Source organism: Inquilinus sp., from assembly GCF_057815775.1.
Genome location: NZ_JBYRFX010000043.1, coordinates 1 through 1,590 on the forward strand (window position 1 = coordinate 1; position 1,590 = coordinate 1,590).

Sequence of the window (1,590 nt, forward strand, 5' to 3'; positions counted from 1 at the left end):
GCACACGCCGCATGGCGCGGCGCTGCTGCGCAACTTCACCCACCATGTCTGCGGCTGCACCGGCCTGTGGACCATGGCGGCCTTCCGCGACCAGGAGATCGCCAAGATCCGCGCCCAGGTCGGTGACGGCCGCGTGATCTGCGGCCTGTCCGGCGGCGTCGACAGTGCCGTGGCGGCGGTGCTGATCCATGAGGCGATCGGCGAGCAGCTGACCTGCATCTTCGTCGACACCGGGCTGATGCGCACGGGCGAGGCGGAGCAGGTGGTGTCGCTGTTCCGCGGCCATTTCAACATCCCGTTGATCCATGTCGACGCGTCGGAGATGTTCCTCGGCCGGCTCGAGGGCATCAGCGACCCCGAGCAGAAGCGCAAGACCATCGGCGCCGCCTTCGTCGAGGTGTTCGACGCCGAGGCGGAGAAGATCGACGGCGCCCGCTTCCTGGCCCAGGGCACGCTGTATCCCGACGTGATCGAGAGCGTGTCCTTCACCGGCGGCCCGTCGGTGACGATCAAGAGCCACCACAATGTCGGCGGCCTGCCGGACCGGATGAAGCTGGCCCTGGTCGAGCCGCTGCGTGAGCTGTTCAAGGACGAGGTCCGGGTGCTGGGGCGCGAGCTCGGCCTGCCCGAGGATTTCGTCGGCCGCCACCCGTTCCCGGGGCCGGGCCTGGGCATCCGCATCCCCGGCGAAATCCGCCGCGACATGCTGGAGATCCTGCGCAAGGCCGATGTGATCTATCTCGAGGAGATCCGCCGTGCCGGCCTGTACGACGCGATCTGGCAGGCCTTCGCCGTGCTGCTGCCGGTGCGCACCGTCGGCGTGATGGGCGACGGCCGCACCTACGACTTCGTCTGCGCGCTGCGGGCCGTGACCTCGACCGACGGCATGACCGCCGATTACTACCCGTTCGACCATGAATTCCTGGGCCGGGTCTCGACCCGCATCGTCAACGAAGTCCGCGGCATCAACCGCGTCGTCTACGACATCACCTCCAAGCCGCCGGGGACGATCGAGTGGGAGTGAGGGGAGGGCCGGTAGACAGCCGTTACAGGAAGTTCGCCTGAAAGCTGGTCGCCATCAGCGACACATGTGCCTCAAGCGGCGGCCGCAGTTCGAACGCCCGCGGCTCCCGGGCGAAGTTCCACAACCGCACAAGCCGCCAGTCGTCGCGATGGGCGTCGGCGACGGCCAGTTCATTGCGGGTGATGTGAAACGGCGTGCGTTCCCAGCCATTGGTCGTCTTCACCTCGATCAGCCGGTCGCTGCCATTGGTTTCGAAGCTCCGGATGTCATAGCCGGCCCCGTCGCCATCGACATGCGACACCCACTGGATGCGCTCGGCAAGGTCGGTCCGGCCGGCGGCACGCAGGCTGGCGTGTTCGTGGCCAAGGACCCGTTCCTCGCCAGCCTGCGTGCCGCCGGCCGGACCGACCTTGCCGAGCGCATCCAGTGGGTCGCATGTCGATGGCGACGGGGCCGGCTATGACATCCGGAGCTTCGAAACCAATGGCAGCGACCGGCTGATCGAGGTGAAGACGACCAATGGCTGGGAACGCACGCCGTTTCACATCACCCGCAATGAACTGGCC

At 67.4% G+C, this 1,590-nt stretch carries 3 protein-coding genes; 2 read left to right on the plus strand and 1 reads right to left on the minus strand.

The genetic code is table 11. The features are described 5' to 3' along the window. The coding region (gene guaA, locus AC3XYG_RS01715; RefSeq protein WP_489138084.1) for a glutamine-hydrolyzing GMP synthase at positions 1-1,024 on the plus strand (1,024 nt) is incomplete at its 5' end. A 22-nt stretch (positions 1,025-1,046) separates the two neighbouring features. Here guaA and AC3XYG_RS01720 read toward each other — a convergent pair. Beyond that, positions 1,047-1,451: a protein NO VEIN domain-containing protein gene (locus tag AC3XYG_RS01720; RefSeq protein ID WP_489138086.1), complete on the minus strand. Its 405-nt coding sequence runs from the start codon at positions 1,449-1,451 to the stop codon at positions 1,047-1,049. Here AC3XYG_RS01720 and AC3XYG_RS01725 point away from each other — a divergent pair. Beyond that, a partial coding sequence (locus AC3XYG_RS01725; RefSeq protein WP_489138085.1) for a protein NO VEIN domain-containing protein occupies positions 1,333-1,590 on the plus strand: 258 nt, incomplete at its 3' end. The two genes, AC3XYG_RS01720 and AC3XYG_RS01725, sit on opposite strands and share 119 nt — an antisense overlap.